The organism is Thalassotalea agariperforans, assembly GCF_053470345.1.
Genome location: NZ_JBQMWH010000004.1, coordinates 1 through 19,510 on the forward strand (window position 1 = coordinate 1; position 19,510 = coordinate 19,510).

The 19,510-nt window shown below is 39.5% G+C and carries 15 protein-coding genes and 1 rRNA gene; 3 read left to right on the top strand and 13 right to left on the bottom strand.

The window, feature by feature from the left end; translation table 11 throughout:
- The 7 genes from ACSLUO_RS07260 to prmA form a co-directional block, all read right to left on the bottom strand.
- A 16S ribosomal RNA gene (locus ACSLUO_RS07260) occupies window positions 1-1,133 on the bottom strand; the annotation flags it as partial.
- Between the two features lie 703 nt (window positions 1,134-1,836).
- Complete coding sequence (gene purD, locus ACSLUO_RS07265) at window positions 1,837-3,123, bottom strand: phosphoribosylamine--glycine ligase (protein ID WP_448247533.1); 1,287 nt, start codon at window positions 3,121-3,123, stop codon at window positions 1,837-1,839.
- Window positions 3,124-3,140: 17 nt separating this feature from the next.
- Complete coding sequence (locus ACSLUO_RS07270; RefSeq protein ID WP_448247535.1) at window positions 3,141-3,977, bottom strand: class I SAM-dependent methyltransferase; 837 nt, start codon at window positions 3,975-3,977, stop codon at window positions 3,141-3,143.
- Window positions 3,978-4,160: 183 nt separating this feature from the next.
- Window positions 4,161-5,762, bottom strand: coding sequence for a bifunctional phosphoribosylaminoimidazolecarboxamide formyltransferase/IMP cyclohydrolase (gene purH / locus ACSLUO_RS07275; RefSeq protein WP_448247537.1), 1,602 nt, complete (start codon window positions 5,760-5,762; stop codon window positions 4,161-4,163).
- Window positions 5,763-5,896: 134 nt separating this feature from the next.
- A complete protein-coding gene (gene fis, locus ACSLUO_RS07280) occupies window positions 5,897-6,184 on the bottom strand; it encodes a DNA-binding transcriptional regulator Fis (protein WP_448247538.1) in 288 nt (95 codons plus the stop codon).
- Between the two features lie 17 nt (window positions 6,185-6,201).
- On the bottom strand, window positions 6,202-7,167 hold the full coding sequence (dusB, locus tag ACSLUO_RS07285; RefSeq protein ID WP_448247539.1) for a tRNA dihydrouridine synthase DusB: 966 nt from the start codon (window positions 7,165-7,167) through the stop codon (window positions 6,202-6,204).
- Between the two features lie 195 nt (window positions 7,168-7,362).
- Window positions 7,363-8,247 carry a 50S ribosomal protein L11 methyltransferase gene (prmA, locus tag ACSLUO_RS07290; protein ID WP_448247541.1) on the bottom strand — a complete coding sequence of 295 codons (885 nt, stop codon included), beginning with the start codon at window positions 8,245-8,247 and terminating at the stop codon, window positions 7,363-7,365.
- A gap of 102 nt (window positions 8,248-8,349) precedes the next feature.
- Between prmA and ACSLUO_RS07295 the strand changes: the two genes are divergently transcribed.
- Entirely contained in the window at window positions 8,350-9,387 is a 1,038-nt protein-coding gene (locus ACSLUO_RS07295; RefSeq protein ID WP_448247543.1) for a precorrin-2 dehydrogenase/sirohydrochlorin ferrochelatase family protein, read from the top strand.
- A 180-nt stretch (window positions 9,388-9,567) separates the two neighbouring features.
- Here the strand turns inward: ACSLUO_RS07295 and ACSLUO_RS07300 are convergent, their stop codons facing one another.
- The 5 genes from ACSLUO_RS07300 to ACSLUO_RS07320 form a co-directional block, all read right to left on the bottom strand.
- Window positions 9,568-10,155, bottom strand: a complete 588-nt coding sequence (locus tag ACSLUO_RS07300; RefSeq protein WP_448247545.1) for a porin family protein — start codon at window positions 10,153-10,155, stop codon at window positions 9,568-9,570.
- A gap of 438 nt (window positions 10,156-10,593) precedes the next feature.
- Window positions 10,594-11,310 (bottom strand): hypothetical protein, encoded by a 717-nt coding sequence (locus ACSLUO_RS07305; protein ID WP_448247546.1) that lies wholly within the window; start codon window positions 11,308-11,310, stop codon window positions 10,594-10,596.
- Between the two features lie 107 nt (window positions 11,311-11,417).
- Window positions 11,418-13,061: an alkaline phosphatase gene (locus tag ACSLUO_RS07310; protein ID WP_448247548.1), complete on the bottom strand. Its 1,644-nt coding sequence runs from the start codon at window positions 13,059-13,061 to the stop codon at window positions 11,418-11,420.
- Window positions 13,062-13,073: 12 nt separating this feature from the next.
- Entirely contained in the window at window positions 13,074-14,618 is a 1,545-nt protein-coding gene (locus ACSLUO_RS07315) for an alkaline phosphatase (RefSeq protein WP_448247942.1), read from the bottom strand.
- A gap of 278 nt (window positions 14,619-14,896) precedes the next feature.
- The gene (locus tag ACSLUO_RS07320; protein ID WP_448247550.1) at window positions 14,897-15,436 is read right to left on the bottom strand and encodes a YaeQ family protein; all 540 of its coding nucleotides are present in this window, start codon (window positions 15,434-15,436) and stop codon (window positions 14,897-14,899) included.
- A 153-nt stretch (window positions 15,437-15,589) separates the two neighbouring features.
- Here ACSLUO_RS07320 and ACSLUO_RS07325 point away from each other — a divergent pair, with 153 nt between their 5' ends.
- A complete protein-coding gene (locus tag ACSLUO_RS07325; RefSeq protein WP_448247552.1) occupies window positions 15,590-17,467 on the top strand; it encodes a DUF5060 domain-containing protein in 1,878 nt (625 codons plus the stop codon).
- A gap of 142 nt (window positions 17,468-17,609) precedes the next feature.
- The gene (locus ACSLUO_RS07330; protein ID WP_448247554.1) at window positions 17,610-18,608 is read left to right on the top strand and encodes a ThuA domain-containing protein; all 999 of its coding nucleotides are present in this window, start codon (window positions 17,610-17,612) and stop codon (window positions 18,606-18,608) included.
- A gap of 282 nt (window positions 18,609-18,890) precedes the next feature.
- Here the strand turns inward: ACSLUO_RS07330 and ACSLUO_RS07335 are convergent, their stop codons facing one another.
- On the bottom strand, window positions 18,891-19,367 hold the full coding sequence (locus ACSLUO_RS07335; protein WP_448247556.1) for a methylated-DNA--[protein]-cysteine S-methyltransferase: 477 nt from the start codon (window positions 19,365-19,367) through the stop codon (window positions 18,891-18,893).
- Window positions 19,368-19,510 lie beyond the last annotated feature (143 nt).

A 19,510-nucleotide genomic window follows, 5' to 3' on the forward strand; every position in this document is an offset into this window, starting at 1 on the left:
CGCTGGCAAATAAGGATAGGGGTTGCGCTCGTTGCGGGACTTAACCCAACATTTCACAACACGAGCTGACGACAGCCATGCAGCACCTGTCTCAGAGTTCCCGAAGGCACTAATCTATCTCTAGAAAATTCTCTGGATGTCAAGGGATGGTAAGGTTCTTCGCGTTGCATCGAATTAAACCACATGCTCCACCGCTTGTGCGGGCCCCCGTCAATTCATTTGAGTTTTAACCTTGCGGCCGTACTCCCCAGGCGGTCAACTTAGCGCGTTAGCTACGCCACCCACTTCTCAAGGAAACAGACGGCTAGTTGACATCGTTTACGGCGTGGACTACCAGGGTATCTAATCCTGTTCGCTCCCCACGCTTTCGTGCCTCAGCGTCAGTATTTGTCCAGGTGGCCGCCTTCGCCACTGATGTTCCTTCCAATCTCTACGCATTTCACCGCTACACTGGAAATTCCACCACCCTCTACAATACTCTAGTTAACCAGTTTCAAATGCAGTTCCGAGGTTGAGCCCCGGGATTTCACATCTGACTTAATTAACCGCCTACGCACGCTTTACGCCCAGTAATTCCGATTAACGCTCGCACCCTCCGTATTACCGCGGCTGCTGGCACGGAGTTAGCCGGTGCTTCTTCTGTTGCTAACGTCACAGATAGCCGATATTAGCGACTACCCTTTCCTCACAACTGAAAGTGCTTTACAACCCGAAGGCCTTCTTCACACACGCGGCATGGCTGCATCAGGGTTTCCCCCATTGTGCAATATTCCCCACTGCTGCCTCCCGTAGGAGTCTGGGCCGTGTCTCAGTCCCAGTGTGGCTGATCATCCTCTCAAACCAGCTAGAGATCGTCGCCTAGGTAAGCCATTACCTTACCTACTAGCTAATCTCACTTGGGCTAATCAAAAGGCGAAAGGTCCGAAGAGCCCCTCCTTTGGTCCGTAGACATTATGCGGTATTAGCAGTCGTTTCCAACTGTTGTCCCCCACCTTAAGGCATATTCCCAAGCATTACTCACCCGTCCGCCGCTCGTCAGCAGAGAAGCAAGCTTCTCTCTGTTACCGCTCGACTTGCATGTGTTAAGCCTGCCGCCAGCGTTCAATCTGAGCCATGATCAAACTCTTCAATTAAAAATCGTTTGTGTAACTATCTACCAAAAGTAAATAAGTTACTGCTCTATGAATCTGTACTTTAAAACATATGTTTTACTTAAATTAATAAGTAATAGTTTTTATGTGAACTTCATCATTAAAGCTAAGTTGTCCCGAAGGACTATGAATTAGCATTTAATGTGAGTGCCCACACAAATTGCATGATAACTAATTGTTAAAGAACGTTATCTTTTAAAGATAACTCAAGTTAAATCGCATTCGTTTAACTTGTTGCTTCGACTGACTTGAAAGCCTTGCCCGAAGCGAGATGCGCATTCTACGCAACTCAGTTTTGTTGTCAACAAGTTTTTGAATCTTTTTTGAAAGAATTTTTTATCAACCCTTCAAAACGTTTTCTAAACTTATCTCTCAGTTAAATCCCTTATTCAGACAACTTAACTGTTCAAAACAACCTCTTGGGTTTGTCCCGAAGAAGTGGAGCGCATTTTAGAGATTTTTAGGCTGGGGTCAACACTTATTTGCAATTAATTTGAAATAAATGTTTGTTCGCTGTTTTTTTATGCAGATCGCGTTTTAATTGGCCTTTACCAACATCACCTTGGCTGTTTTTGCGGCAATAATTGATATATTTTCCAATAACTCAATTATTAAACAATTTAAATTTTACTAATAAAAAACCCAGCTAATGCTGGGTTTTTAAGAAAATAAACTTAACAAATAACTAGTTTTGTTCTCTTTCTATCGCGCGATAGGCAATATCATTACGATATTGAACACCTTGCCAATCAATTTGTTTTAATAATTGATAGGCTTTTTGTTGCGCTTCAGTGACATTATTACCCAATGCTGTCGCACATAAAACTCGACCACCATTAGTCACGACATTACCGTTATCTAATGATGTACCAGCATGAAATGTTTTCGCGTCATCAGCTGTATTCAACTCTAAGCCGGTGATGACATCACCTTTATTGTAAGATCCCGGATAACCACCCGCAGCCAAGACCACACCAACAGCCGCTCTGTCATCAAAATCAATGGTCGCTTTATCTAATTCACCATTACAGGCTAATAAACAAAGTTCTGCAAGATCAGATTTTAAGCGCATCATAATCGGTTGGGTTTCTGGATCACCAAAGCGACAGTTATATTCTATGACTTTAGGCGTACCATCAGCATCAATCATTAAACCGGCATACAAAAAGCCCGTATATGGCGCATCTTCTTTCGCCATACCTTCAACTGTTGGCATGATCACTTCATTCATGATGCGTTGATGAATTTCAGGTGTAACGACAGGTGCCGGAGAATATGCGCCCATGCCACCAGTATTAGGACCTTGGTCACCATCATAAGCACGCTTATGATCTTGGCTTGTCGCAAATGCTAAGACATTTTTTCCGTCAACCATAACAATAAAACTTGCTTCTTCACCATCAAGAAACTCTTCGATAACAACACGATGACCTGCATCACCAAAAGCATTACCGGCAAGCATATCTTTGATAGCATCTTCAGCTTCTTCAAGAGTTAAGGCAACAATTACCCCTTTACCGGCTGCTAAGCCATCAGCTTTAATAACAATCGGCGCGCCTTGTTCACGTACATAAGCAAGTGCTGGTTCAATTTCAGTGAAATTTTTATAGTAACCTGTTGGAATATTATGGCGAGCTAAAAAGTCTTTAGTAAAAGCTTTCGAACCTTCTAGTTGAGCAGCTTTTGCACTAGGACCAAAAATAGTTAACCCTTCAGCTTGAAATGCGTCAACAACACCATCAACTAATGGTTGCTCAGGGCCAACAATCGTTAATTCAATTTTTTCTTGCTTAGCAAAAGCAACTAAACTTTGAATATCACCAACAGAAATATCAACATTTTCGATGTTACCTTCTGTTGCAGTACCTGCGTTACCTGGTGCAACGAATACTTTTTCAACTTGGCTTGATTGTGCCGCTTTCCATGCTAAAGCATGCTCACGACCACCATTACCAATAACTAAAACTTTCATTTAATTGATCCTAATAATTAATTTTTCGGCTTATAAAATTTCAGTGTCATACGATCACTTTCACCAATAGCCAAATATTTTTCTTTGTCTTGTTCACCGAGTCTTAAGACCGGCGGTAAGCTCCACACCCCTTTAGGGTGATCGGCAGTATCATTTGCGTTAGCGTTAATTTCGCTTTTTGCGATCAGTTTAAAACCCGCTTGCGCTGCTAAACTAATTGCTAATTCTTCAGGGAAATAACCCGATCTCTGATTGTCAGCCCAATTTTGTGACGAGGGCATGCGATGTTCAACCACTCCCATTATGCCACCAGGCTTAAGAGCAACAAACGCATCTTTATACATTTGTAAAACACCATCTTCTTTCCAGTTATGTAGGTTACGGAAAGTTAACACTAAATCAGCAGTACCAGCAGGTGCTAAGGTACTTGGTTGACGCGGCGTAAAATCGGTTAAAACTACTTCGCTAAAAATGTCATTTTCAGCTAACTTTTTCTCTAATTTACGACGAGAATTACTGTAATAGTTGTCTTCACCTGTATCCGGATAATGTGCTCCGTATAATTTTCCACTGCCTTTTAGCGCTGGTGCTAGAATTTCAGTGTACCAACCACCGCCTGGCGCTAACTCAACAACTGTCATTGAAGAATTAAAACCGAAAAACTCTAACGTTTCTTTCGGATTACGATAAATATCTCGTGCTTTATTTTTAGCCGAACGCTGTGAACCGGCAATGGCTAAATCAAGCTTATTATCGATAACTTGTTGGGTGGTGTCTGTTGTTGAGCCACAACCCGTTGTAATAAATCCGATACTTAGAAGAGAAACTGTAATAAATGCTGTTATTTTTTTCATATTATTTTCCATAACCGATTAAAAACTTAGTGGTTATGTTATAGCAGATAAATAACAAACATTCAGTGATGATTGAACTTAAAGTTCAATATTTTATCATTGATTTTATTACTAAATATTTCAAGATATTTAAAAGCTAGCCTGACCATGTAAAAACACAGCAAGCTAGCCATAAAGTCATTTTTAGTGACGGAAGTGACGCATACCAGTAAAGACCATAGCGATGCCATGCTCATCCGCAGCAGCAATAACTTCATCATCACGCATTGAACCACCTGGTTGAATTACCGCAGTAATGCCTGCTTCAGCTGCAGCATCTAAACCATCACGGAATGGGAAGAAAGCATCTGATGCCATAACTGAACCTTTAACTTCAAGGTTTTCATCAGCCGCTTTAATACCAGCAACTTTTGCAGAATATACACGGCTCATTTGACCGGCACCAACACCAATGGTTGTGCTACCTTTTGCATATACAATGGCATTAGATTTAACAAATTTTGCCACTTTCCAGACAAATTTTAAGTCGCGCATTTCGTCTTCAGTTGGTTGGCGTTTAGTAACCACTTTTAAATCGCTATCGGCAACGCGGCCTTGATCACGATCTTGTACTAATAAACCACCATTAACACGCTTGTAATCAAAACCGGTAGTTTGTGAATTCCACTGACCACATTCTAATAAACGGACATTTGGTTTCGCGGCAACAATTTGTGCAGCGGCTTCAGAAATGCTTGGCGCAATAATTACTTCAACAAACTGACGAGAAACAATCGCTTCCGCCGTATCTGCGTCTAATTCACGGTTAAAGGCGATAATACCACCAAAAGCTGATGTTGGATCAGTAACATAAGCACCTTCATAAGCGGCTAAAATGTTGTCACCAATAGCAACCCCACAAGGGTTAGCATGCTTAACAATAACACAAGCTGGTTCGTCAAACTCTTTCACACATTCTAATGCCGCATCTGTATCGGCAATATTGTTATAAGAAAGTGCTTTACCTTGAATTTGTGTAGCCGTAGATACAGAGGCTTCTTCTGGGTTTGCTTCCACATAAAACGCGGCATCTTGATGCGAATTTTCACCGTAACGTAAATCTTGCTTTTTAATAAACTGGCTGTTTACTGTACGTGGGAATTTTTTCTTGTTGTCGAAATCTACTTCACCTTCAGTTTCACCGTAAGCTGGTAACATTTTGCCGAAGTAATTAGCGATCATACCGTCGTAAGCAGCTGTGTGCTCATAAGCTGAAATAGCTAAGTCAAAGCGAGTTTTATACGTTAATGAACCTTCATTAGCATTCATTTCAGCGATAACACGTTCGTAATCAGAAGCATTAACCACAATAGTAACATCTTTATGGTTTTTAGCTGCTGCACGAACCATAGTTGGGCCGCCGATATCAATGTTTTCAACCGCATCTTCTAATGTGCAATCATCATTTGCTACTGTATTAGCAAATGGATATAAGTTAACAACAACCATATCAATAGCGCTGATGTTATTTTCAGCCATTACCGCTTCGTCAACACCACGGCGCGCTAAAATACCACCATGAATTTTAGGGTGTAACGTTTTTACACGACCGTCCATAATTTCAGGGTGACCAGTATACTCAGACGCTTCTGTTACTTTAATACCGTTATCTGCTAATAATTTTGCAGTACCGCCAGTTGATAAAATATCAACCCCTTTTTGCGCTAAGCTTTGGGCGAATTCAACAATACCAGTTTTGTCCGAAACGCTTAACAAAGCGCGTTTGATAGGGCGTGGGTTATCCATATATGCTATTTAAACCTTTAAAATATAATAAAATTTATTTACTTTTTATGCCGTTTACTTGGCGAATGTTCTATCCGTAGAAAAGATAAAAGCACCCTTAGGTGCTTTTATTTGCAGGGCTGACCTGCAGGGTATTAGTTCATACCGTATTTTTTAAGCTTCTTACGTAACGTACCACGGTTGATACCTAATAAGTTAGCTGCACGGGTTTGGTTACCGCGAGTATACTTCATTACTTCTTCAAGCATAGGAGCTTCAATTTCAGAAAGTACTAAGTCGTACATATTATCAACGTCATTGCCGTTTAATTGCGATAAGTAGTTGCTAATAGCGATTTTAGCTTGGCTACGTAAAGGTGAAGACTCGGCTTGAGTTTGTAAGTTACCAGTAACAAATGGAGAAGAATTATTTTGTTCAAACATGAAGTTTAGACTCTTAGTTAAGTTAAATTATCAAAATACAAATTTAATAGTGCAAGCTGCTCGTTGGCAGATTCCAAACCATTAAACTTTGATCGAAACGTTTTTTCTTGGTCATGCACCTGCATATACCAAGAGACATGTTTACGGGCAAAGCGAAGCCCCATAAACTCGCCATAAAATTTGTGCAATTCCATTACATGTTCAATAAGTATTGAGCGCACTTCATCCAATGAAGGTGCCGCTAATTTTGTTCCCGTTGCTAAATAATGATTAATTTCACGGAATATCCAAGGTCGCCCTTGTGCCGCTCGGCCAATCATTATCGCATCTGCACCTGTGTAATCGAGGACCTCACGTGCTTTTTCAACACTGGTGATGTCTCCATTAGCCACAACTGGAATTGAAACTGCGTTTTTAATCGCCTTGATCGTATCGTACTCAGCATTGCCTTTGTAAAAGTCACAACGCGTTCGACCATGCACCGCTAATGATTGAATGCCATTAGCTTCGGCAATTTTAGCTATTTCAATACCATTACGCGTGTTTTCACACCAACCGGTACGTATTTTCAAGGTCACCGGAACATCAACAGCAGCGACTGTTGCTTTCACGATTTGCTCAACTAATGTTGGTTCTTTCAATAAGGCTGAACCTGCCAGCTTTTTATTTACTTTTTTTGCCGGACACCCCATATTGATATCAATAATTTGGGCACCGTTTTCAACATTAACTTGCGCAGCAAAAGCCAACTCTTCAGGATCTGAACCAGCAATTTGTACTGATCGAATACCCGCTTCGTTGTCATGCACCATTCGACGCATTGATTTTTCAGTTTTCCACACTTTCGGATTTGACGAGATCATTTCAGATACCGCAAGCCCTGCCCCTAACCGACAACAAAGTCGTCGAAATGGCTGATCTGTGATCCCCGCCATTGGTGCAAGAATGACATTGCTGTCTAACGTGTATGAACCTATTTTCACTGCTGCTTTTTTGAGCTACCTATCAAAAGGGCGCACAGTGTACGTGTTTTTTTGAATTTTGAAAAGGATATAAATTGAACAAAAGTTGCTTTTTTTGCACTTTTTTTTATTGACATTTTGCAAATCATTGAAGTGAACAGAAATTGTACAAAACTGTACAATTCCTCTCACAAAATATTTCACAAAAAAAGAGATTTACCCTTGACGTTTACCTGATAATCGTACCCACTCTTCTTGCACCGCAATAGGATCCATCTGACACCATTGGCCATAAATGCGCTGTAATTCTTCCGCCTGGTTTTCTAACACACCAGATAATGCCAATAATCCCTGTTCACCAACATAGTCAATAATAACCGGTGCCAGTTCGCGAAGTGGACCCGCTAAAATATTAGCAACGACAACATCAGCTTTAAATTGTGGCTGATCTTTAGGTAAATAAAGTTCTAAACGATCTTCAACGCCATTGCGCTGAGCATTCGCCAAACTTGCTTGTAATGCTTGTGGATCAATATCAATACCGATCACCTTTTTAGCGCCAAGCTTTAAGGCCGCTAACGATAAAATGCCAGAGCCACAACCAAAATCAACCACAGTTTTACCGGTTAAATCAAGGCCATCAAGCCAAGTTAAACATAATGCAGTGGTTGGATGAGTACCCGTGCCAAACGCTAAACCTGGATCTAACATCACATTAACCGCATCAGGTTCAGGTACATCACGCCAGCTAGGACAAATCCATAAGCGTTCGCCAAATTTCATCGGATGAAAGTTATCCATCCATTCACGCTCCCAGTCTTTATCTTCAAGCTGTTCCAATTTGTATTGCATTGCTTGTTTATCTGGGTGAATACCTTGTAAATAGCTAACAACTTTATCCATGTCGTGATTGGCATCAAATAACCCCATTACCACGGTATTATGCCAATAAATTACTTCATCACCAGGTAGAGGCTCATAAATCGGCGTATCTTGTGCGTCTATAAAGGTGACTGCTTGTGAGCCACAAGCCATCAGCCAGTCGCTGTATTTTTCGGCAGTATCTTCATCTGCGTTTAGTCGAAGTTGAATCCAAGGCATGGGTTACTCTCATACTTGATAAATAAATTGGCGAAAGTTTACCACTTGTTAAGTTTTGCAGGTAGGTGTTAAATACATTTATCTAGAGGTATTTTTTCTTACTTGTATATATATCAACTCATTAAGCAGGTATATTTACCTCATGATATTTATGGCGCAACAAGCTTAACTTTTATGCAATATTTTCCGATTTTTCTAAACGCCTCACAAATTAATGCCCTCGTTATTGGGGGCGGTGATGTCGCCGCTCGTAAAATTGAGCTGTTATTAAAAACAACCAAGCAAATCACCATTGTCAGCGAACAATTATCACCAACGGTTGAACGGTTGATCAAAAGTAATAACTTAACTTGGCATCCACATAATTATCAAACCGGCTTAATGACAGAAAAAAACCTGATCATCGCAGCAACGGATGACGAAGCCGTTAATGCCAGTGTTTCAGAAGAAGCAAACCGCTTAAATTTGTTAGTAAATGTTGTCGACCAACCTGAATTATGTAGTTATATCACGCCAGCGATTATTGACCGTGATCCTATGATAGTGGCAATTTCCAGTTCAGGCAGCTCGCCAGTCTTAGTGCGAATGTTGCGTGAACAACTTGATAAAATGCTACCCAATGGTTATGGCCGCTTAGCAGACTTTTGTTTTAAATTTCGTGATCATGTTAAAGCACGAGTAAAAGGCATACGTAATCGTCGAATTTTTTGGGAAAATATGCTGCAAGGCAGTATTGGCCAACTCATTTTAGGTGGCGACGTTAAAACCGCTGAACAACAACTGATTTCAAATTTAAATGAAAAAACACCACCACCTGATGGTGAGATTGTTTTTATTCACACCCAAAATGGCGATCCAGATAATTTAACTTTAAAAGCACACCGTGAATTACAGTTTGCTGATGCGGTATTTTATGATGAAGAAGTAAATACGGGTTTAATTGAATATGTGCGCCGCGACGCCGATAAATTTCCTCAAACGATCAGCAGTGATATCACCATTAATTTCCAACATGCGTTAGAACTTGCGCAAAAAGGCCAAAAAGTGATTTATTTGTTATCTGGTTATACACCATTACAACCTAATGCTGCCTTGGATTTAAGTGGTATTCGTAAACAAGAAATTGTTAGTGGTGGCTAGGTATTTAGAAACCCCATCGAAATAGCATTAACTTCGATCTGGCTCATAAGCTTTATGATGCTAACTATTTAAATACACTGCAGTAAAAGTTAAACAACAAAAGCGGAATTCAATCTGTCAGACCACTATTGGGTCATATGCGACAAACCGTAATTCCGCTAATAATCTCTTTACTAATATTTAGAAAAACCAAACCGCCGATAAGCTAACTACATCAACGTCATCAGCTGTTGAATATCCTAAACCCGCTGAAAATTGATCGGTGAAATGATACAAAGCTGAAGCATTGAAACTTGTTTCAGAATCATCTTTAATTGCGATATAACTGATAGAGCCCATCAGTTCTAATTGCTCGGTGACAAGTGAGCGAATACCTGTTTCTAATCCATATCCGTTACCATTATCACGTTCAGATATATCACCTAACGAGGCTTTGCTATTAACATCTTCAAATGAAAAAATACCAAAAACATCAGTATTCTCAGCTAATGCATGGCGATAACCAGCCCCAATTGAGAATGAGTCCATCTCGACATCAATTTTCATATTAGCAACATCAATATCGTCAGATATTGAACCATAGTTCACTTCTAGAAATACGTTTTCAGCAACTAACTTCGTCCCTGAAAGACTAAAACCTGACACTTTTTCACCATCTAAGTCGACAGAATCATAAGAAACTGACATGCTGTCCCAACGCAAAGTTTCAGCAGCCTGTGCGGTACCCATTGATAATAATAATGCAGATACTAGTGCTATTTTTTTCATTTTCAATCTCCATGCCCTATTTAAGATTTTCGTTAGTATTTGGGGCTACAAAACCAACATCATTTTATTATGTTTGTATGAAAGTATCACAACCTAAATAAAATGAAAATAGTTAACAATTAACTTTATCCATTATTTTGTACTGTAATTTAAATTAAAAACTTAATAATAAACAAAGCTTAACATTCCGTTTCAACGCTCTTTAAAATTAGCTTGTGTTCTACTTGAAGGATAAAAGAGTTAATTATGCTAAACGCTGTGCTGCCAAGTCATGGTTGATAATTTACATAGCAGCTCAGCCAGAATTTAAATCAGCGTATGTTAGAAGTATTTGTTAGCCCACACAAACGTGGGCTTGATAAGAAAACACAAGAGCAGCCTCTATTTTGTAGCCATAAAAATAGAGGTTGTAAGATGGTATCAGCAGCTCAATTGTCCTTAATGATCATGGCCATGATGCGCAGAGTTATTTTCAGTAACTATAACTTCCGTTTTAAAACCTTGTTGGATCATTTTAGCCAAAAAGGGATCAGCTTCATTATCACCAATATCACTGTAATCTGTGGTATTAAATTGATTAAGTTCGATAAACTTTTCTTTAACCGTTTTCGCTTCAAGGTTCAATTCGGTCAATGTCCATTGCTCAACGGTATGCGGACTGGTAGCTTTAAAGTCTTTAATCAATTGCAAAGCGGGATACCACGTTAATTCAAAATGATGTTCACCTTGTTGATAAACAAAATTCTGCAATAAATGACAACCCTCACCTGCTTGAGATCTCAAAGTGAATTTATCTAAAAAATCAGCCGCCAATAATTGCTGCTTTTGCTGCCATGTTTCAACATCGGTAATTTCTTGTGGTTGATATTCAATACCACGCTGGGCAGATAAAAAGTAGCGCGTTAACGATACTTTTTGGTTTTTCATTTGAAACCAAAGATGCGCAAGCCCTTGCTCTGGATATTGGTGAATAACAGCATTGCCATTTCGATACAAACTAAATTGCTGATTAATTTCCTTAAGCTCACTCGATGCTGGCTGTGATAATTGCTGACTCGTTTGATAATGAGCAACCAGCTGCGCTGGATTTTGTTGGCAAGTTTGACTAACACTAAAAAAACTGAAAAGGGATAACAATAATATTAAATATTTCATAACCTGTGGCTTATCGTAAAAAACTGAAAGAATATAAAAGAATAGCAAAGAAAAATAGATAACACCGTGATTAACGATGTTATCTATCCTAGCAGTGTTGTCGGCTTTTATTGCATGGCTTTTTCGGCACTCGCAACCAAGTCAGCCGCATAATCCATAACATGGAAAATAAGGTTTTGTTCGTTAGTTCCTGTCACTAAGTGTGCTCCAGGCCCTTGTGCATAAACCCCAACATCTTCCCCTGCATGTGTTTCGCTACCTAGCGGAATTAATGCTTCTTGATGAAAACCCGGTGACTGTGTGTCAACATTGGCTAAGTCTTGACGACCATTTGCCGCTGGTACTCCATAGCCGGCATCAGCATCAGTTTCTGTACCCAAGTCTCTAAAGCCTAAACCGTTGGTATAACCCACAGTAGTGTATGGCATACCATCGGCAGCTAAACTTGGTTCAGTTTGGCCAATACCAACGACTTTACCTAAAATTGGGTTACCACGTTTAGGGTAACCGGCAATGGTAAATACATGGCTATGATCTGCGGTTACAATAATTAACGTTTCTTCTGGATTAGTATTATCCATTGCCGTTTGTACCGCTTCAGCAAAAGCAATTGCATCTGTTAACGCACCATGAGCTGAACCGGCATGATGACCATGGTCAATTCGTCCTGATTCAACCATTAAGAAAAAACCATCATCATTGTTATCTAATACAGCTAAGGCTTTTTCTGTCATCTCACTTAATGACGGTTCACCGGCAATATCATTAACGCGATCCGCCTCATATTGCATGTGTGATTCATTAAATAAAGCAAATACCCGTTCAGTATTTTCCGCATTTATGGCATCAAAACCTGCTTGGTCAATTATATAATCGCCATTAGGGTAACTTGCTTGCCATTCTGCCGTTAAATCACGACCATCGGTACGATCGCCTTCAACACCAGATGCTGCATCAGCACTGTTGTAAGCCGCATCTTTTGGTAAAAAGTGACGACGACCGCCTCCCATTACCACTTCAATACCATCAACATCAACACCTGAAAAACGTGCTTCTAAATTAGTTTCAAAATTTACCAATTGTGAAGCAATATCTTCACACGCGGCACGTTCAGGGTTGTTATCAATATTCATATCTGAGATATCTTCCCAGTTACGATCAGCTGATTTAGCATAAGTTGCCGCTGGCGTTGCATGGGTAATACGTGCTGTTGAAATAATACCTGTTGATTTACCAGCAATTTCCGCAAGCTCTAACGCAGTCACTAATTCATTACCAGCAACCGTTGTACAATCACCACGAGATACACCTTCAGCAACACCAATAACACCAACATCCGTTTTAACACCTGACACTAAGGCCGTCATCGTGCCCGCTGAATCTGGTGTTTGGGCATCAACATTATAGGTTTTTGAAAAACCAGAGAACGGCATTTTATCAAAACTTAATTGATGTTCTTCACCCATTTTACCTAGCTGCTGTCCTGCTAAAATTCTAGCCGCGGTTACCGTTGATAACCCCATACCATCAGCAACAAATAAAATAACATTTTTCGCTTTACCACGAGTATTCTCAATATTATTCACTTGCTTTTCAGCCGCTTCAACTCTTGCTTCACTTTGTTGATACCAGCTATTTTGTACACTCACTGGAATATCGCTTGCTTTAACAGCGGGTTTTGAGTCGTTTGAATCATCACAAGCCGTTAATGCAACCAGTACTGATAGTGACAATAGTTTTAATGATTTCATTATGTGTTCCTCTTATTTAGCCACTAAGCCAAGTGATTTATTAATAATGTGAAAAATAACACTTTGCTCCATAACACCTTGCACTAACTGTGAATTTGGTCCAATCGCATGTAAGCTAATATCTTCACCAGCATGAGTTTCTGAACCTAAAGGAATAAGCGCTTCTTGATGGAAACCTGAAGTGTGTGTGTCAACGGCGCTTAAGTTTTGACGGCCAGCTGCTGCTGATTCACTATAAGCTGCATCCGCATCGGTTTCTGTCCCTAAATCGCGAAAGCCTAAACCATTGGTATAGCCTACCGTGGTATAAGGCATGCCATCATTCGCTAATGTTGGTTCAGTTGCACCAACCGCAACCACTTTACCTAAAATTGGATTGCCACGTTTAGGGTAACCGGCAATCGTAAATACATGGCTGTGATCAGCCGTTACTAAAATTAACGTTTCTTCTGGATTTGTATTGTCTACCGCAGCTTGCACGGCATTAGCAAATTCAATGGTGTCAGTTAAAGCATTGTAAGCAGAGCCCGCATGATGACCATGGTCAATACGACCCGATTCAACAACTAACATAAAACCACGTTTGTTATTGTCTAAAACATCAATCGCTTTACTGGTAAGTTCTGATAAAGAAGGTTCACCGGCAATATCATTGTCACGATCTGCTTCATATTGCATATGTGATTCATTAAACAAACCAAACACTTTATCCGTATCGTCAGCAACAATGGCATCAAAGCCTGCTTGATCGATCACGTATTTTCCATTTGGATATTCTGCTTGCCATTCAGCCGTTAAATCACGGCCGTCGGTACGATCACCTTCAACACTTGAAGCTGCATCAGCACTATTATAAGCCGCATCTTTTGGTAAAAAGTGACGACGACCACCACCCATTACTACGTCTAAGCCATCAACATCAACACCTGAAAAACGCGCTTCTAAGTTTTTTTCAAAATTAATTAATTGTGAAGCAATATCTTCACAAGCTGCACGCTCTGGATGATTGTCGATATCCATGTCAGAAATATCTTCCCAGTTACGCTCTGGTGATTTTGCATAAGTTGCCGCAGGAGTAGCATGAGTAATACGTGCGGTAGAAATAACCCCCGTTGATAAACCTTTAATTTCTGCTAACTCAATCGCAGTAACTAATTCATTACCAGCAACTGATAAACAATCACCTCGGCTAACATCTTCATCAACACCAATAACACCGGCATCCGTTTTTATACCCGACACCATCGCGGTCATTGTACCGGCAGAATCAGGCGTTTGAGCATTAACATTGTAGGTTTTTACTTGCGCCGAATACGGAAACGTTTCAAAGCTTAAATATCCTTCTTCACCTGATAAACCTTTGTTTTGACCATCTAAAATACGCGCCGCGGTTAAAGTTGAAATGCCCATGCCATCACCAACAAACAAAATAACATTCTTTGTTTTTTTGTGAATTTTTTGTTCGGCTTTCATTTGTACTTTTTTATCGGCTTCAGTAAACCAAGCACTATTTTTTTGTACGTCTGGCAAAACACCCGCATGACTTGTTGCAGCCATCAAAACAGCAGTTACTGCTGAGCGTGTAACCCATGTTGAGTTCATAACTCATTCCTCTGATGTTAATTAATAAAATTGATAACAAAATAAATAAACAGAATGAGAGTAAGAGGTTTGTGTGACAACTAAGTGACTGTTAAATGACGCAATGACGAAAAATTTGTAACAGAAAAATGAATAACCTGACATGGCAATAAAGCCATGATGATGCAAGGATTCGTTTTGCAGGAATTAATATATTGGGCGCAAGGAAGTGCGCCCAGAAACATAAGAACGCATTATTCTTTAATTTGAGTCAATGATACTTCGATGCTGTCTTGCCCTAAATTAAACCAAGCTTGTCCATCTTGAATAGTGCATTGAATTTGCATTTGGCGGGTCACTAAATTAGCTAAGCCTTCAACAACATCTTCTGCAATAGTATAAATAGCAAGGTTTTTACGGGTATTAATATGGTTCTTTTCTTTTTGATACCAAGCGTCGAACATACCATTTTGTAAGCTATAAACTAACATCTGCTTAGCTTGATTACAGCCTTTTTTAATACGTTGCTCTGACGGCTGACCAAGCTCAATCCATAGCTCAATTTCATCGCTGTAGTTTTTTTGCCATAAATCAGGATCATCAACTTCGCTTAAACCTTTAGTAAAAGCTAAGTGCTCACTGGCGTTAAATGCAAAGGCTAACACCCTTAACATCATTCGCTTGTCTGACTCTGATGGATGGCGAGCAATAGTAAGTTGATGATCGGCATAATAGTTCCGATCCATATCTGAAATCGACAATTCAATTTTAAAAATGGTAGATTTTAATGCCATTAGCGTATAAATTCATATTTGTTAGCGTTAACTTAAGTGTTGTATCAATACAACACTGATGAATTCACCTAAAGATCAGGTGATTTTACAGCCGCTGGGCTTACGGCCTAGCCATAATACATTTTTTCGAGAACCGCGACAAAAGGAAATATTGTGATAAAACCAATAACAATACAAAAACTCTTATTTCTCACCTTAAGTTTTTTTATCAGCCAACATTCTCTTGCAGATGTTGCCGTAAAACAAAGTGGCGAGTTACGTCTTTGGCATAAAACATCATTAACCTTTGACGGCCCACAAACTTCAGAAAACGACAAACTTAATCCCTTTATTCATTACCGCTTAAATGTTGAGTTTGTTCATCCAGCCACAGGTAAAAGTTACGTTATTCCTGGATTTTTCGCCGCCGACGGTGATGCAGCTAATACCAGTGCCACCGCAGGTAATAAATGGCGAGTAAACTTTACGCCTGATGAATTAGGCCACTGGACATGGCAGGCAGACTTTCGCAAAGGTCCTTATGCTGCAGTTTCAACCATAGCACACCCCGGAGAAAGTGCGGGCTTTATGGATCAACAAAAAGGGGCTTTTACCGTAAAAGAAAATAATAAAAAACTCCCTGATTTACGCGCCAAAGGCCGTTTAGAATATATTAACCAAGCTTATTTACGTTTTGCTGGCAATGGCGAATACTTTATTAAGGCTGGCCCTGACGCACCTGAAAATTTATTAGCCTATGCAGACTTTGACGGCAGCTTTCATAACGACGGCCATAAAGATGATTTAGTAAAAAACTGGCAACCTCACGTACAAGATTGGCAAAAAGGTGACCCTACTTGGCAAGGCAATAAAGGCAAAGGATTAATTGGCGCACTCAATTATATTGCGGATCAGGGGATGAATTCTATTTCATTTTTAACCTTAAATATTTTAGGCGATGATCAAAACGTATTTCCTTATGTTGATTACAGCACCTATGATCGCTTTGATGTATCAAAATTAGCGCAATGGGAAATTATTTTTGCTCACGCACAAAGCAGAGGCTTATTTTTACATTTCAAAACTCAAGAAGATGAAAACCAAGGTTTATTAGATAACGGCGGCTTAGGCTTACATCGCCAAATTTATTACCGTGAATTAATTGCCCGTTTCTCACATCATTTAGCCTTAAATTGGAATATGGGTGAAGAGAATGGCGAATGGCATAACAAATATAAAAGCATGCCACAAAGTAAAATTCAGCGTTTAGCCATGGCAAAATATTTTCAGGAAAATGACCCTTATCACCATTTAGTGGTTATTCATAACGGCTTAAGTTTTGACGATCTTTTAGGTGCTGACAGTTTTTATACTGGCTTATCTTTACAAACATCAAGAGAAGATTACAGTTTGGTACACCCCGAAACTAAACGCCTTAGAACTTTACCTACAACTAATGGTCGCCCTTTTGCTGTGTCAGTTGACGAGCCAGGGCACCATAAATTTAACCTACCGCCAGATTCTGAAGATCCAGAGCATAACTTAGCCCGCATGAATGGCCTTTGGGGTGCATATACTGCTGGCGCTTGGGGTACTGAATGGTATTTTGGTTATGCCCACGAACATTCAGACCTCACCGCACAAAGCTGGCGTACACGTGAGTTATTCTGGCAACAAGCAAAGCATGTTTTAGACTTTTTTAAACTCAGTAATGTGCCTTACCATAAAGCAAAAAATCATGATGAAATAATTATCAATACAGCTGGTGCTCCTGCTAATAACGCTTGGGCCTTAGCGGATATTGGTGAGTTTTACATTGTTTATGTTAAAAATTCTCAATATGACGTGTCGATAAAAATGAAGCCATTAAAAGGTAATTACAGCGTAAGTTGGTTTAACCCAAGAACAGGCGGTAAGCTCCAAAAAGGAAGTATTGACAACATCAACATTGAAAAAGAAGGCAATATTTTTTGGGGAACACATAACGCCAAACTTGGTAAACCGCCGATTAATGACGGAAAAGATTGGGCAATATTAATCAAAAAACAATAACTTACCTACAATACATGAGCGCTTACATAATCGACAGTGGCGAATATAGATTTATCGTGGCAAATACGCTATGTTAGCGCTCACTAATAATTAGGTGATGCAGTATTTACTTAAAGTAAACTTATAAAGAATGGAGTTAAACATGAAAAACTGGTTAGTTGGCCTGAGTATAGTTTTATCGTTAATGTTATCGGGTTGTGAAAATTCACCAGAAAAAACAGAATCGCCAACCAAAACTCAATTAAAAGTTTTAATTGTGGATGGGCAAAATAATCACATGGTTTGGCCAAAATCCACACGCATGATGAAACGCTATTTAGAAGAAACCGGCTTTTTCACTGTTGATGTATACCGTACAGAATTTTTATGGCGTTCAACTGGTTATGATAATTATATTGATAAATTCCCATTAAATGATGGTAAAAATTATCAAACGTTAAAAGAGCCTAAAAGTGATGCTAACTTTAAACCTAACTTTGAAAATTACGATGTGGTGGTTTCAAATTTAGGTTGGAAAACAGCGGCATGGCCAAAAGCAACTAAACTGGCATTTGAAAAATACATGCGTAACGGCGGTGGTTTAGTGGTAATACATGCTGCTGACAATGCTTTCCCGAACTGGTTAGAATATAACAAGATGATAGGTTTAGGTGGTTGGGGCGATAGAACAGAAAAAAATGGCCCTTATGTTTATTACAATAAACATGATGAACTGATCACCGACACATCAAAAGGTAATGCTGGTTTCCATAGCCCTGCGCATCAATTCCCTATTCAGTTACGTAATACCACTCACCCGATTACTCAAGGCTTACCGGAAGTATGGTTACACACTAAAGATGAATTGTACGCGAAGTTACGAGGCCCAGCTCAAAATATGACAATTTTAGCTAGTGCATATCCACGTAACGTTAAAAATGGTATTGAACGACAAGAGCCTATTTTAATGACCATTGATTACCATAAAGGTCGTGTTTTCCACTCAACCTTAGGGCATGACCATAATGCTTTTGAAGGTGTAGGTTTTATTACTACTTTTTTACGAGGCACTGAATGGGCTGCAACCGGTGCGGTAACTATTCCTGTACCAGAAGACTTCCCAACAGAAAATAACGCAACTCGCCGCCAATTTATTGATTAATAAAAAACGTTTTTTGCACCATAAACTCTTAGCCGCTAATCCCCACGGTTAAGAGTTTATTTTTTTACATCAAATCAGTAAACCAATGAAAACACGCTTGATATCAGCCCGTTCAGCTTATACCAATTCCATTAAGTTTGTGATCATGTTGTGCGTAAGAAGAATAAATCATGGCAAGGCGCTTAATTGAACAATAGCTGGTTATTGGGATTGAAAGCAACGCAGCCATGGAATATTTTAACCCGCACAAGAGGGCAATAATTTAATGAAATTGGTATTAAGTTAGCAAGCGTAGCCTTCTATTCCCAACAACCATTTTTTACGATTTAAACCACCAGAATAACCCGTTAATTTTCCATCTTTAGCGATCACTCGATGGCATGGCACAATAATACTAATAGGATTTTTACCATTTGCTGCGCCAACAGCACGTACAGCTTTAGGTGCGCCAATTTGCTCCGCTATGGTTTGATAACTCACCACTTGCCCATAAGGAATGGTCATTAACGCTTGCCACACTTTTTTCTGAAACTCAGTGCCTTGGCTATTCAGCGGTAAATCAAAACATGTTAGTTGCCCGTTAAAATAAGCCTTAAGTTGTTGCTTAACATTTAACATCAGCGCACTGTCTGTTTCAGTTTTATTGATTGCATCTACAAAATGAATGCCAGTAACCGCTTGCTCTGTGATTGTGATCTGAACAAAGCCATAAGGAATGGTTAAATAACCAACCTCGATTTTATCCGTTACTAATGTCATTTTATGCCCTCAGTAAAATTGAAAACGCTAGGCTAATTAATTGCTAAATTATATAAACGTATAGAACATGCTCTCACATTCTTTTAGCGTTCTTTCACAAATCAAAGTTAAAACTTTTAACCTTGATTTATGCTACCCAATAA

What these genes read in the sequence shown, in the direction of transcription:
- purD (WP_448247533.1), bottom strand. Translation starts at nt 3,123, where the DNA reads ATGAAAGTTTTAGTTATTGGTAATGGTGGTCGTGAGCATGCTTTAGCA.
- ACSLUO_RS07270 (WP_448247535.1), bottom strand. Translation starts at nt 3,977, where the DNA reads ATGAAAAAAATAACAGCATTTATTACAGTTTCTCTTCTAAGTATCGGA.
- purH (WP_448247537.1), bottom strand. Translation starts at nt 5,762, where the DNA reads ATGGATAACCCACGCCCTATCAAACGCGCTTTGTTAAGCGTTTCGGAC.
- fis (WP_448247538.1), bottom strand. Translation starts at nt 6,184, where the DNA reads ATGTTTGAACAAAATAATTCTTCTCCATTTGTTACTGGTAACTTACAA.
- prmA (WP_448247541.1), bottom strand. Translation starts at nt 8,247, where the DNA reads ATGCCTTGGATTCAACTTCGACTAAACGCAGATGAAGATACTGCCGAA.
- ACSLUO_RS07300 (WP_448247545.1), bottom strand. Translation starts at nt 10,155, where the DNA reads ATGAAAAAAATAGCACTAGTATCTGCATTATTATTATCAATGGGTACC.
- ACSLUO_RS07305 (WP_448247546.1), bottom strand. Translation starts at nt 11,310, where the DNA reads ATGAAATATTTAATATTATTGTTATCCCTTTTCAGTTTTTTTAGTGTT.
- ACSLUO_RS07310 (WP_448247548.1), bottom strand. Translation starts at nt 13,061, where the DNA reads ATGAAATCATTAAAACTATTGTCACTATCAGTACTGGTTGCATTAACG.
- ACSLUO_RS07315 (WP_448247942.1), bottom strand. Translation starts at nt 14,618, where the DNA reads ATGGCTGCAACAAGTCATGCGGGTGTTTTGCCAGACGTACAAAAAAAT.
- ACSLUO_RS07320 (WP_448247550.1), bottom strand. Translation starts at nt 15,436, where the DNA reads ATGGCATTAAAATCTACCATTTTTAAAATTGAATTGTCGATTTCAGAT.
- ACSLUO_RS07330 (WP_448247554.1), top strand. Translation starts at nt 17,610, where the DNA reads ATGAAAAACTGGTTAGTTGGCCTGAGTATAGTTTTATCGTTAATGTTA.
- ACSLUO_RS07335 (WP_448247556.1), bottom strand. Translation starts at nt 19,367, where the DNA reads ATGACATTAGTAACGGATAAAATCGAGGTTGGTTATTTAACCATTCCT.